The 11,837-nt window shown below is 73.3% G+C and carries 11 protein-coding genes; 7 read left to right on the forward strand and 4 right to left on the reverse strand.

All coding sequences use genetic code 11. The features are described from left to right. Window positions 1-102 precede the first annotated feature (102 nt). Window positions 103-1,098, forward strand: coding sequence for an expansin EXLX1 family cellulose-binding protein (locus ACZ619_RS30355; RefSeq protein WP_469605530.1), 996 nt, complete (start codon window positions 103-105; stop codon window positions 1,096-1,098). A gap of 20 nt (window positions 1,099-1,118) precedes the next feature. Here the strand turns inward: ACZ619_RS30355 and ACZ619_RS30360 are convergent, their stop codons facing one another. Continuing rightward, window positions 1,119-1,601: a hypothetical protein gene (locus ACZ619_RS30360; RefSeq protein ID WP_469605533.1), complete on the reverse strand. Its 483-nt coding sequence runs from the start codon at window positions 1,599-1,601 to the stop codon at window positions 1,119-1,121. A 157-nt stretch (window positions 1,602-1,758) separates the two neighbouring features. On the opposite strand from ACZ619_RS30360, the gene ACZ619_RS30365 reads away from it, so the two are divergent. After that, window positions 1,759-2,430 (forward strand): pyridoxine/pyridoxamine 5'-phosphate oxidase, encoded by a 672-nt coding sequence (locus ACZ619_RS30365; protein WP_469605535.1) that lies wholly within the window; start codon window positions 1,759-1,761, stop codon window positions 2,428-2,430. Window positions 2,431-2,469: 39 nt separating this feature from the next. Here the strand turns inward: ACZ619_RS30365 and ACZ619_RS30370 are convergent, their stop codons facing one another. The 3 genes from ACZ619_RS30370 to ACZ619_RS30380 are packed head-to-tail and all read right to left on the reverse strand — an operon-like array spanning window position 2,470 to window position 4,496. Continuing rightward, window positions 2,470-3,354 (reverse strand): GNAT family N-acetyltransferase, encoded by an 885-nt coding sequence (locus ACZ619_RS30370; RefSeq protein WP_469605537.1) that lies wholly within the window; start codon window positions 3,352-3,354, stop codon window positions 2,470-2,472. A 55-nt stretch (window positions 3,355-3,409) separates the two neighbouring features. After that, window positions 3,410-4,012 carry a GNAT family N-acetyltransferase gene (locus ACZ619_RS30375; protein ID WP_469605539.1) on the reverse strand — a complete coding sequence of 201 codons (603 nt, stop codon included), beginning with the start codon at window positions 4,010-4,012 and terminating at the stop codon, window positions 3,410-3,412. Window positions 4,013-4,055: 43 nt separating this feature from the next. Beyond that, window positions 4,056-4,496 (reverse strand): Zn-ribbon domain-containing OB-fold protein, encoded by a 441-nt coding sequence (locus ACZ619_RS30380; RefSeq protein ID WP_469605542.1) that lies wholly within the window; start codon window positions 4,494-4,496, stop codon window positions 4,056-4,058. Window positions 4,497-4,582: 86 nt separating this feature from the next. On the opposite strand from ACZ619_RS30380, the gene ACZ619_RS30385 reads away from it, so the two are divergent. The 5 genes from ACZ619_RS30385 to ACZ619_RS30405 all read left to right on the forward strand — a co-directional run bounded on the left by ACZ619_RS30385 (window position 4,583) and on the right by ACZ619_RS30405 (window position 11,819). Beyond that, window positions 4,583-5,299: a hypothetical protein gene (locus ACZ619_RS30385; RefSeq protein WP_469605545.1), complete on the forward strand. Its 717-nt coding sequence runs from the start codon at window positions 4,583-4,585 to the stop codon at window positions 5,297-5,299. 283 nt (window positions 5,300-5,582) lie between these two features. After that, the gene (locus tag ACZ619_RS30390; protein WP_469605546.1) at window positions 5,583-6,740 is read left to right on the forward strand and encodes a flavin-containing monooxygenase; all 1,158 of its coding nucleotides are present in this window, start codon (window positions 5,583-5,585) and stop codon (window positions 6,738-6,740) included. 183 nt (window positions 6,741-6,923) lie between these two features. After that, window positions 6,924-8,423, forward strand: coding sequence for a flavin monoamine oxidase family protein (locus ACZ619_RS30395; protein ID WP_469605548.1), 1,500 nt, complete (start codon window positions 6,924-6,926; stop codon window positions 8,421-8,423). A gap of 314 nt (window positions 8,424-8,737) precedes the next feature. Then, the gene (locus ACZ619_RS30400; RefSeq protein ID WP_469605550.1) at window positions 8,738-10,966 is read left to right on the forward strand and encodes an acetate--CoA ligase family protein; all 2,229 of its coding nucleotides are present in this window, start codon (window positions 8,738-8,740) and stop codon (window positions 10,964-10,966) included. A 31-nt stretch (window positions 10,967-10,997) separates the two neighbouring features. Further along, window positions 10,998-11,819 (forward strand): enoyl-CoA hydratase/isomerase family protein, encoded by an 822-nt coding sequence (locus tag ACZ619_RS30405; RefSeq protein ID WP_469605748.1) that lies wholly within the window; start codon window positions 10,998-11,000, stop codon window positions 11,817-11,819. Window positions 11,820-11,837: the final 18 nt, after the last annotated feature.

An 11,837-nucleotide genomic window follows, 5' to 3' on the forward strand; every position in this document is an offset into this window, starting at 1 on the left:
TTCCGCTCCGGCGGCAACCTTTCGGGCCCCGGCGGCCACTGCCGTACCGGAAGCTTCGACGTTCGAAGGACGTGCACCGCCGATTCGCGTAAGGATCCCTCCGTGGCCTCCTCCTCACATCGCCGTCGCCCGCAGCCGGACGAGAAGTTCGAATGGCGCCCGGTGCGCGGCCCGTTGCTCGCGGTCGCCGCCGTGGCGGCCGTCGCCCTGGTCGCGACCCTGATCGTGGCGTTCCGGCCCGGTGCCGCGTCCGGCGCCGGCGGGGACCGGGCCGTGGCCGTCTCCGCGGCCGCGTCGTCCGCGACGCCGTCCCGGACGTCCGCCGCCCCCTCGGCCGAGCCGTCGTCGGCGTCACCGAGCCCCGCGGCGGGCAGGCGGACGACGGCTCCGGCGTCGTCCGCCCCGGCGTCCGCGTCCACCGCCCCGGCCCGCCGGGCGGCGAGCGCCGCCACCACCCGGACCCCGACCACCACGGCCCCGGCGGCCGGCCGCATCCGCCCTGGGGCCTCCTACTCCGGCGTCGCCACCTCCTACGACGTCGGCGACGGCGACGGCGCCTGCTCCTACGGCCCCACCGACGACGTCATGACCGCGGCGATGAACACCGCGGACTACGAGACGGCGAAGGCGTGCGGCGCGTTCGTCTCGGTCCGCGCGTCGAGCGGCACGTCGATCACCGTACGGATCACCAACGAGTGCCCGGCGCCCTGCCAGGTGGGCCAACTCGACCTCAGCCAGCAGGCGTTCGCCAAGCTCGCGCCGCTCTCGGCGGGCCGGATAGCGATCACCTGGAGCCTGCTGAGCCCGGCCACCTCGGACACCGTCTCGATCCGCTACAAGACCGGCTCCACCCAGTACTGGTGCGGCATCCAGGCGATCGGCCACCGCAACCCGCTGGCCCGCCTCGAAGTCCGCGCCGGCGGCGGCTGGCAGGCGCTGACCCGCACCGACTACAACTACTTCCTCTCCGAGAACGGCAGCGGCTGCGGGGCCGAGATCCGCCTCACCGACATCTACGGCGAACAGCTCACCGTCCCCGCCCTGCCCGTCCGCCCCGACACCGTCCAGCAGACCGGCCTGCAGTTCACCCGGCACTGAGGCGGACGGCCCCGCGGCCCCTACCCGCGCACCGGCACGATGCGGTGGCCGCGGCGGGGTTTCGGGGCGTCGAGCATGGTGACGCCGACGTGGTTGCGGCTGCGCAGCCAGGCCGTGGGGGCCATGACGAAGCCGACGGCGACACCGACCACGCTGACCGGGAAGAGGAGCGGCAGCGACTGCCCCTCGGGCAGGGTCCTGCCGCCCTCGTGGAAGGCGTAGACGAGGGCGGCGACGAGGACGGCGAGGGAGAGCGCCGACACGGCCGCCCAGACGGCCCGTACCCGCCGGGTCCGGGCCTGGTCGCTGACCTCGGCGAGGATGGAAGCCGTGCAGACGGGGCACTCCAGTTCGACGCTGTGCCGCCCCTCGTCCGGCCGTTCGAGCTGGAACTGGCCGGAGGCCCAGGTGACGGTACGGGTCCGGGGCGTGACGACACCGCCCTTGACCACGTCACTGAGTATGTGACGGACAGCCACTTCTACGGTCCTCTGCGTGTTCATGTCCCCTCCGTCTTGTTCGACCCGGACAGTGTGGGCCGAACTCCACTGTGACCGCAGGGATTTGAGTGGGATCTGAGTCACTTCGCGCACCGCCGCGACCCGCCGGTCCCGACCTGCCGCGCCGGTGCCGCGGGCCCGGCCGCGTGATACTCGGCGCATGGCAGCAACGGATCTCCACGCGCTCCTCAAGCAGCTCCGGGTCTGGGCCCCCGGGGCGACGGAGCTACGGCCCTTCGACCCGGACCGGGCACCCGCGGCCCCGCTCCCGCTGTTCACGGCGTGGTTCGCGGACGCGGTGGCGGCGGGGCAGGCCGAGCCGCACACGATGTCGCTGGCGACGACGGACGAGAAGGGCCGGGCGGACGTGCGGATCGTGATGCTGCACGGCGCGGACGCGGCCGGCTGGTCCTTCGGGACGCATGTGACCAGCCGCAAGGGCCACGAGCTGAGCGCCCGTCCGTACGCGGCGCTCGTCTTCTACTGGCCGGTGCTGGGCCGCCAGGTCCGGCTGCGCGGCCCGGTCACCGCCGCGCCGTCGCAGGAGAGCCAGGCCGACCTGCACGCCCGCTCGACGGGCGCCCTGGCGGCCGCGCTGACCGGCCTCCAGAGCGGCGTCCTGTCCTCGCTGGACGAGCTGCGCGAGGCGTCCCGGACGGCCTGGGAACGGGCCCGCGCCGCCCCGGACGCCCCCTCCCCGACCTGGACCCTGTACCGGCTGCGCCCCGAGGAGGCCGAGTTCTTCCAGGGCGACCCGGACCGGCGCCACGTCCGGCTGCGCTACACCGCCGGGGCCGACGGAAACTGGCACCGGGAGCTCCTGTGGCCGTGAGCGGCGGCACCGGCCCGCGCGGGGCGGCCCGCGGCGGCGTCAGGCCCTGGTGCTCTCGATGTCGTAGAGAGCCCAGTCGGTCACCTGGCGGTAGCCGACGCGCTGGTAGAGGGCGTTGCTCGTCGGGTCGGCGAGGTTCGTGAAGAGGAGGAGTTCGCCGGTCCCGGTGGCCGAGACCGCCCGGCTCACCGCCGCCGTCACCGCTCCGGCGTAACCGCGGCCGCGGTGCTCCGGCGGGGTGTAGACGGGCGCGATCCGGGCCTGGCCGGCGACCTCCGGGGTCACGCCGGCCATGGAGACGGGGGTGCCGTCGGGGGTCTCCCAGAGGGTGACGCCGCCGTAGGAGAGCCGGGAGTCGGCCCAGTCCCCGGCGTCCCGGCCGCCGTGCGGGCCCGTGTCCCCGACGAACCCGCGGTACCAGCGGACCAGCAGCTCCCGGTCCGCCCCTCGGGCGATCCGCGCCCGGCCCGCCGGTCTCGGTGAGGGCTCCGTCAGCTCGGCCAGCCGGTAGAGCCGTTGGCGCTCGCGAAGGTGCGACGGCGCCCCGGTCCGGCGTTCCCAGGCCGCCACGAACGCCTCCGCCGCGGCCCGCTCGCCGCAGAACCCTCGCACCGGGTGGCCGGCGTCCAGGAGCGCGGAGACCAGCCCCTCGGTCCCGGCCGCGGTGAGCGGGGTGGGGCGCAGCGCGTGCGGCGGGGTGTGCAGCAGCGCCGCGGCCACCTCGCCGTCCGCCCGGACCAGGTGGCCGAAGAACGGGGGTGCGTCGCCGTAGGACCGCGGGCCCGTGCGCCGGAGCTGTTCGGTCACCGTCAGATGGACGGTGTGCAGATCGGGGCGGGAGCGCAGGAAGCCGCCCGCGTGGGCGAGGAATTCGGCGAGGTCGGCGGTGAACCGCCAGCCGGTGCCGTCGTGTTCGGGGGCCATGGTCGATGGTGCCGTCCGGCCGCCCCGTTCCGCATCCGAATTGGCGGGGCGCGGGCTACGGCACGGGCTCCGGGTCGGTGGCCAGGCGGGCGTGCAGGTGCACGTCACGGAAGGCGTCCTGCCGGCCCTCCGCGAACATCGCGCCGCGCAGCGTCCCTTCGTAGGGGAAGCCGCAGGTCCGTGCCGTGCGGCAGGACGCCTCGTGGCCGAGGGCGTGGCCCAGTTCGAGGCGGTGCAGGCCCAGTTCGGTGAAGGTCCAGTGGGCGGCCAGGGCCAGGGCGCGGGTGGCGACCCGGCGGCCGCGCGCCTCGGGGAGCACCCAGTAGCCGACGCGGGCGGTGCTCATCACCCGGTCGATCATGTTGACGCCGATGTGGCCGAGGGGCGCTCCGCTGTCCGCGTCGGTGATCCGGAACGGCTCCGCCGTGCCGTCGGCCGTCTGCCGCTCCAGCCGGCGCAGGGCGGCCCGGGCGCCGTCGAGGTCGGTCTCCGGTTCCAGCGGGGTGTTCCAGCGGCGGAACTCCGGATCGTCCCGGCCGCGCAGCCAGGCCGCCGCGTCGGCGCCCGCCTCCGGGTCCCAGCGGTCCAGCCGCAGGCCGTGGCCGTGCGGGAGGGAGTCGGGGCGGGGGCTGCGGGGCTGCTGGTGAGTGGTGGCCATGGGCCCATTGAAGCCGCTGCGGCGGGGCGCGGCCCAGCCGGTCTCAGCGTTGCGCCGGGCGGAAGACCGGGGCCCCTTCCCGGAAGGCGACCTCCAGGTCCAGGCCCGCGCGCAGGTCGCCGGGGACGGCGGCGACCACCTCGGTCATCATGCGCGGGCCCTCCGCCAGGTCGACCACGGCGGCGACGTAGGGGACCCGGTCGCCGAACGGCGGGAGGTCGTTGCGGTGGACGACGGACCAGGTGTAGAGGGTCGCGCGGCCGCTCGCGGGCTCCCAGGTGACGTCCTCGCTCCAGCAGTGCGGGCAGAACTCGCGGGGGTAGTGGTGGGCCCGCCCGCAGGAGCCGCAGCGGCGCAGCAGGAGCCGGCCCTCGGCCGCCGCCTCCCAGTAGGGGCGGGTGAAGGCGTCGGGTTCGGGGCGGTCGAAGCGGGGGGCCGCCGCCCGGGGGGCCTCGGGGGCTCGTTCGCCGGTCGTCGCATCCATGAATCTGACGCTACGTCAGAAGTACCGGAAAACCGAGAGCCGGATGGGAAAAGCCTGTGCTTCCCCGGTGCCGCTGTGGGCCCGCCGTGAATCCCGCGGAATGTGTCTCCCGACAGCTCAGGGCCAAGTTCGCCGAGTACCAGGCGGGCCTGAAGCTGCGCGGCCCGGACGGCTTCGGCCCGCTGACCGCCCGCAACTACGACACGTACCTGGTCGAGCGGTACATGCGGCCGTCGGCCACCAGGTACCTGGCCGCGCTGTCGGACTCGGACCGCGCGACGTACCTCGCGAAGAACACGTTCATCACGTGGTCCGGCGGCCGGGCCTCCTTCGGCTGGGACGACTTCCTCACCCACGTCGGCGCCCGCAAGAAGACCGTCCCGGCCTTCGACGCCTTCGACCTGTCGGCGGGCGAGAACAATGAATTCGGATCGAGTACGAGCGAGACCCGCCACTTCACGGCGTACGGCGCGAAGAATGACACCACCGGCCTGAGCACCAGGCGGGTCGCCGCCGACATCCCCGAGAAGCTGAACCTGATGAACCCGATGTACCACCTGGTCGACCGGGTCAACGACAACCGCTCCAGGCACTGGTGGATCCGGCTCGGCACCAGCGACTCGGACACCGCGCACGTCGTCTCCGCCAACCTGGCCGCCCGCCTGGACAACCTCGGCGACGACGTGAACCACCTCTACTACTGGGACGAGGGCCACGGCGCCAACACCGACCCGGGCGACTTCATCGCCTGGATCGCGGAGGTCACCTCGTCCGGCAAGGACAAGAAGGGCAAGCGGAATTAACAGGCCGCCGCGGAAGTAAGAAGCTCTCACAATCGAGAGGGAGCTCTCACGGCCGCGATAGCCTCCCGGAACGCGGTGTTCTTTCCCGTCTGTCTAAGGACACCGCCCACCCGTGACGTCGGGCCCCAGCGCACCGGGGCCCGACGTCACGGGCCTTTTCCGACCGGATGAGGTGGGCTACGTCACAAGCTCCACCCACTTCTCCTACGGGTGTGATCAATCCGCAACCAATTCCGGTCTTGACCGAGACCCAACAACGTGAAGCGTGATTACGCTCGCGCTCATGGCCGTGTTCTCCCCCACCGTTTCGCCCGTCTACGTCATAGGCGCAGGCCCAGGAGGTCTCGCCGCCGCGTACGCGCTGCGGGCCCGGGGCATCCGCGCCGTGATCCTGGAGAAGTCCGACGACGTCGCCGCGTCCTGGCGCCGCCACTACGACCGGCTCCATCTCCACACCACCCGCCGGCTCTCCGCCCTGCCCGGGCTGCCCATGCCGCGCCGCTTCGGCCGCTGGGTCTCCCGCGACGACGTGGTGCGCTATCTGGAGAAGTACGCCGAGCACCACCGGCTGGAGATCGTCACCGGCGTCGAGGTCTCCCGGGTGGAGCGCTCGCCCGACGGCACCGGCTGGCTGCTGCACGCCTCCGGCGGGCGCGAGCTGACCGGCTCCGCGGTGGTGGTCGCCACCGGCTTCAACCACACCCCGCGCATCCCCGACTGGCCAGGCCGGTCCGCCTTCACCGGCGAGTTCCTGCACGCGGGCGAGTACCGCAACGCCGAGCCGTTCGCGGGCCGGGACGTCCTCGTCGTCGGTGTCGGCAACACCGGCGCCGAGATAGCCGTCGACCTGGTGGAGGGCGGCGCCGGCCGGGTACGGCTGGCCGTCCGCACGGTCCCGCACATCGTGCGCCGCTCCACCGCGGGCTGGGCCGCCCAGTACAACTCGATCCTGGTACGGCGGCTGCCGACCGCACTGGTGGACCGGCTCGCGCGGACCATGGCGAAGGTCAGCGTGCCCGACCTGGCCGCGCACGGCCTGCCCCGCCCCGACAGCGGCCTCTACAGCCGGGTCAAGCAGGGCTCCATCCCGGTCCTGGACGTCGGTCTCATCGAGGCGGTGCGCCAGGGGAAGATCGAGATCACGGCCGCCGTCGAGGGCTTCGAGGAGGGCAAGGTCACCCTCGCCGACGACAGCCGCCTCTCCCCCGACGCGGTGATAGCGGCGACCGGGTACGTCCGCGCCCTGGAGGGCCTGGTCGGCCACCTCGACGTGCTCGACGGCCGCGGGCGCCCCGTGAGCCACGGCCCGCGCAGCCCGAAGAACGCCCCCGGCCTGTACTTCACCGGCTACTCCAACCCGATCAGCGGCATGTTCCGGGAGATGGCCATCGACGCGGAGAAGATCGCGAAGGCCGTCGCCAGGCGGCAGCGGACGGCGTAGCGGAGCGCCCCCGGACGGCGTAGAAAGCCTCAACCTCCTTACGTACGACTCCTGTTATTCATGTGACCCATGTGACAGGAGTTGTTTGTTACCGCTGGTAGTACGCACGCGTGCCCCGGGCCAGAATGTGAGCCCTGCTCAACTTTCCGGCTCCACCCCTCTCGCGCATGACGGAGGACGCACGTGGCACGTGAAAGACAGCTCTCCCGCCGCTCCCTGCTCGGCGGTGCCGCCGCCGGGGCCGCCGGCCTCACCGCGGTCTCGACGGCCGTCGCCGGTACGGCGTCGGCGGCGACCGCCTCCCGGACGGTCGACGTCGCGATCGTCGGCGGCGGCCTCGCCGGGCTCACCGCGGCCCGCGACCTGGTGGCCGGCGGCAAGACGGTCGCCGTCCTGGAGGCCCGGGACCGGGTCGGCGGCCGGGTGGTGAACCTGAAGCTGGCCAACGGCGGTTACACCGAGGGCGGCGGCGAGTTCATCGGCCCCACCCAGGACCGCATCAAGGCCCTCGCCGACTCCCTGGGCGTGGCGACCTTCACCACCTACAACACCGGCGACAACCTCCTCTACAAGGACGGCACCCGCAGCACGTACGACACCAGCGGTCTGCTCGGCTCGGTCCCGCCGGTGGACGCGGCCGGGCTCGCCAACGCGGCGATCGTGCAGTCCCAGCTGGACAGCATGGCCGCGACGGTGCCGGTGGACACGCCCTGGACGGCCGCCAAGGCCGCCGAGTGGGACAAGCAGACCTTCGAGAGCTGGCTGAACGCGAACGCGATCATCCCCTCCGCCAAGTTCCTCCTGGACCTGGCCTGCACGTCGATCTTCTCGGCCCAGCCCCGCGAGCTCTCCCTCCTCTACGTCCTCTACTACATCGCCGCGGCGGGCAACAGCTCCAACGCCGGCACCCTGGAGCGGCTGACCGACACCGCCGGCGGCGCCCAGGAGTCCCGCTTCGTCGGCGGCTCCCAGCAGGTCCCGATCAAGCTCGCCGCGACCCTCGGGGACCGGGTGGTGCTGAGCGCGCCGGTCCGCTCCGTCGTCAAGTCCGGCAGCTCGTACGTCGTCACCGCGGACGGCATCACCGTCAACGCCACCCGCGTCGTCGTCGCCGTACCGCCGCCGCTGGCCGCCCGGATCACCTACGACCCGCTCCTTCCGGCCGCCCGCGACCAGCTGACCCAGCGGATGCCGATGGGCTCGATCGGCAAGGCCATCGCCGTCTACGACACCCCCTTCTGGCGGGCCGACGGCCTCAACGGCCAGGCCGTCAGCGACTCCGGCGTGGTCCGCTCGACCTTCGACAACTCCCCGCAGGACGCCTCCTACGGGGCGCTGATGGGCTTCATCGAGGCCGACGAGATGCGGGCGTACGACGCGGCGAGCGAGGCCGACGTCAAGACGGCCGTACTGGCCGACTACGTCAACTACTTCGGCGCCAAGGCCAAGTCGCCCACCTCCTTCGTGCTCCAGCGCTGGGACAACGAGGGCTTCTCCCGCGGCGGCCCGGTGGCCTACGCGCCGCCCGGCGTGCTGACCCAGTACGGCGCCGCGCTGCGCGCACCGGCGGGCGGCATCCACTGGGCCGGGACGGAGACCTCCACGTTCTGGACGGGCTTCATGGACGGCGCGGTCCGCTCGGGCGAACGAGTGGCCAAGGAGGTACTGGCCGCCCTCGGGTAGCCGGGCCGGTTCCGACACCCTGCGCCCGGCCCTCCGCCCGGCCCTGCGCCCGGGCTTCCGTCCGCCCTTCCGCTCCGCCTCGCGGTGGCCGCCCCCGTCCGGGCGGCCGCCGTGAAGTCTGGCTTCATCCGCCCCTTGTCCCCCATCCGCACCGGGCTCAGCATGGATTCGGGGGGCGTCGGGGCGGATGGCCCCGCCCCGGCGGTGGTTCTCGGCCTCAACTTTCCGTGCACAGCAGTTCCTGACGCAGTGTCAGTTCAGTAATCTGACAGTGCGTCAGTTAATTGTGCTGTCACACAGGAGCGGGCGGAACGATGCTTGGATCAACCCACGGCACCCTCACCACCGACTCCCGCCGGGCCCGGGTCATCGCCTGCGGTGAGCAGCGTCCCGGCCCCGCCGTCCACGGGCGGACGGCCGACACGGGCGAGCTGGACGTCAGCGGACGGCCGCTGTACGCGGACGTACCGGATCTGGACAGGTTCTTCCGGCCCGAGTCCGTCGCCGTGATCGGCGCCTCGGACACCGAGGGCCGGCCCAACACGGGTATCACCCGGCAGCTGCTCGACTGGGCGGACCGGGTCGGGGCCCGGGTGCACCCGGTGCATCCGACCCGGCCGTCGGTCTTCGACATCGCCTGTGTGCCCTCCGTCGCCGACCTGCCCGAGCAGGTCGATCTCGCCGTCCTCCTGGTCGCCGACCCCCTTCCGGTGATCGAGGAACTGGCCGAGACCAAGGTGCGGTTCGCCGTCGCCTTCGCCTCCGGGTTCGCCGAGACCGGCGAGGAGGGCGCGGCCGCCCAGACCCGGCTCGCGGCGGCCGTACGGCGCTCCGGGCTCCGGCTGCTCGGCCCGAACACCAACCTCAACGCCTTCGAGCGCTTCCGCGACGACCTGGACGGCCCGGCGATCGCCCTGATCACCCAGTCGGGCCACCAGGGCCGGCCCGTCTTCGCCGCCCAGGAACTCGGCATCCGCCTCTCGCACTGGGCCCCGACCGGCAACGAGGCCGACCTGGAGACCTCCGACTTCATCTCCTACTTCGCCGAGCGGCCCGAGGTCGGCGCCATCGCCTGCTACGTCGAGGGCCTCAAGGACGGCCGCGCCTTCCTGCTCGCCGCCGACCGCGCGGCCCGCCGCCAGGTGCCCGTCGTCGCCGTGAAGGTCGGCCGCACCGAGGCCGGCGCCCGCACCGCCGCCTCCCACACCGGCAAGCTGACCGGCGCGGACGACGTGGTCGACGCGGCGCTGCGGCAGTACGGGGTGATCCGCGTCGACGGACTCGACGAACTCCAGGACACCGCCGCCCTGCTGGCCCGGGCCCGGCCACCGCGCGCCGACGGGGTGGTCGTCTACTCGATCTCGGGCGGCACGGGCGCGCACGTCGCCGACCTGGCCTCCGGCCTGGGGCTGCGGCTGCCGGAGCTGTCCGGGGCCCGGCAGGCCGAGCTGCACCAGTGGATACCGCAGTACCTGAGCGTGGCCAACCCGGTGGACAACGGCGGGCATCCGGTGGGCGACTGGCGCGGCCGGAAGATCATCGACTCGATCCTCGCCGACCCCGAGGTCGGGGTGCTGATCTGCCCGATCACCGGCCCCTTCCCGCCGCTCAGCGACAAGCTGGTGCGGGACCTGGTGGACGCGGCCGAGGCCAGCGACAAGCTGGTCTGCGTGGTGTGGGGTTCGCCGGTCGGCACCGAGGACGCCTACCGCGACGTACTCCTCGGCTCCTCCCGGGTGGCCACCTTCCGCACGGTCGGCAACTGCCTCACCGCCGTCCGCGCCTACCTCGATCACCACCGCTTCGCGAGCGGCTACCGGTCCCCCTTCGACGAGGCCCCGCGCACCCCCTCGCCCTCCTACCGCAAGGCGCTCGCGCTGATGCGGCCGGGACAGCAGCTGAGCGAGCACGCGGCGAAGCAGCTGCTGCGCGCGTACGGCATACGGGTGCCGCGCGAGCAGTTGGTGACCAGCGCGGCGGCGGCGGTGCGCGCGGCCGGGCTGGTCGGCTACCCGGTGGTGATGAAGGCGTCCGGCGGGCAGATCGCCCACAAGACCGAGCTGGGCCTGGTGAAGATCGGCCTGACCTCCGCCAGCCAGGTCCGGGACGCGTACCGCGAGCTGACGGACATCGCCCGCTACGAGGGCGTCGCCCTCGACGGCGTGCTGGTCTGCCAGATGGTCGAGCGGGGCGTGGAGATGGTCGTCGGGGTCACGCACGACGACCTGTTCGGGCCGACCGTGACCGTGGGCCTGGGCGGGGTGCTGGTGGAGGTGCTGCACGACGCGGCGGTGCGCGTCCCGCCGTTCGGCGAGGAGCAGGCCCGGGACATGCTGGCCGAACTGCGCGGGCGGGCCCTGCTGGACGGGGTCCGGGGGCGGCCGCCGGCCGATCTCGAAGCCCTCGTCGAGGTGGTCCTGCGCGTCCAGCGGATGGCCCTGGAGCTCGGGGACCAGCTCGCCGAGCTCGACATCAACCCGCTGATGGTGCTGGACCAGGGGCAGGGCGCGGTGGCGCTGGACGCGCTGGCGGTGTGCCGCTGACATGGCGAAGGAGACGACCGCTGCGATGAACATGCCCGATTCCCCCCGAGAGTCGGAAAAATCCGTTGAGTCATTGGTACTGCACGCCACTGACAACCGGGTCGCCCAGATCACCCTCAACCGCCCCGAATCCCTCAACGCCATCACACCTGACCAGCGAGAACGCGTCATCCACCTGCTGGCCGAGGCCTCCGCGGACCCGGCGACCGGAGCCGTGGTCATCACCGGGACGGGCCGCGGTTTCTGCGCCGGCGCCGATCTCCGGGGCGGCGGCGGTCCGGCCGAGCGCGTGCCCGGTGACGTGGCCCGGACCATCCGGCTCGGCGCGCAGCGGCTGGTCGCCGCCGTCCTCGACTGCGAGAAGCCGGTGATCGCGGCGGTCAACGGCACCGCCGCCGGGCTCGGCGCCCATCTCGCGCTCGCCTGCGACCTGGTGCTGGCCGCCGAGTCGGCGCGTTTCATCGAGGTGTTCGTCCGCCGCGCCCTGGTCCCGGACGGCGGCGGCGCCTACCTCCTCCCCCGCCTGGTCGGCCCGCACCGCGCCAAGGAGCTGATGTTCTTCGGCGACGCCCTCTCCGCCCCGGAGGCGGAACGCCTGGGCCTGGTCAACCGGGTCGTCGCGGACGAGGACCTGGCCAGGACGGCCCGGGAGTGGGCCGCCCGCCTCGCCGCCGGTCCGACCCGCACCCTCGCCCTGACGAAGCACCTCGTCAACGCGTCCCTGGACGCCGACCGGACGTCCGCCTTCGCCGCCGAGGCCGCCGCCCAGGAGATCAACATGACGACGGCGGACGCGGCGGAGGGCCTACGCGCCTTCGCGGAACGCCGGAGCCCTCGGTTCCGGGGCCGCTGAGCCCGCGCACCCCACGCC

This window comes from Streptomyces sp. NPDC104367 (assembly GCF_055583825.1).